The sequence below is a fragment of the Streptomyces calidiresistens genome, assembly GCF_014141525.1.
In the GTDB taxonomy this organism is placed as follows: domain Bacteria; phylum Actinomycetota; class Actinomycetes; order Streptomycetales; family Streptomycetaceae; genus Streptomyces; species Streptomyces calidiresistens.
Window position 1 is genome coordinate 1 of sequence record NZ_VKHS01001424.1, and the last position, 695, is coordinate 695.

Consider the following 695-nt stretch of genomic DNA (forward strand, 5'->3'; position numbering starts at 1 on the left):
GGTATCCGCCGTGGATGGGGGTGGGGACCAGGCCGAAGACGTATTCGTTGAGGTCTTGGGGCGGGATGTTGACGGCGTTGGCCAGGTCGGTGGTACTGATGTGGCGGGCGCGGAGGGCTTGGAAGACCTTGGCCAGGAGTTGGCTGCTTTCTCGGGGCATGCGGGAATCGGGTTCGCTGGTGCGGTAGCCCATCTCGGCGAGTTGGCGGGCGGTTTGGCGGTAGCGCCATTCGGTGAGCAGGCCGAGGTTGTGCATGCGGTAGGTCAGTGCCATGGCGGAGTCGCCCCAGCGTCGTTTGGCCTGGAGGATTCTGTCGATGCCGGCGTTGTGAAGTTGTTGGGCCAGGAGGCCGGCTCGGGGCATGAGGAAGGCCGAGGCGAAGGCGTTGGCTTCGGGTTCGGCCGCTTGGGGGCGGGGGCTGGCGTGTTCGCAGTGCAGGACGAGGTGGCCCAGTTCGTGGGCGGCGTCGAAGCGTCCGCGTTCGGCGGTTTTGCGGGTGCTGAGGAAGACGTAGGGGGTGCCCCGGCGGATGGCGGAGAAGGCGTCGGCGTCCTGGCAGTCGGGGGGTAGGGAGAAGACTCGGACGCCGCGGGCTTCCAGTAGGTGGATCATGTTGGGAGCCGGTTCCTGGCCCAGGCCCCACAGAGCGCGGGTCTGGTCGGCGGCCTGCTCGGGGTCCAGGTGGGGGTAGGTG

At 68.1% G+C, this 695-nt stretch carries 1 protein-coding gene; it reads right to left on the reverse strand.

What is annotated here, in order from left to right; genetic code table 11:
• A partial coding sequence (locus tag FOE67_RS27640) for an ImmA/IrrE family metallo-endopeptidase (RefSeq protein WP_182667539.1) occupies positions 1-695 on the reverse strand: 695 nt, incomplete at both ends.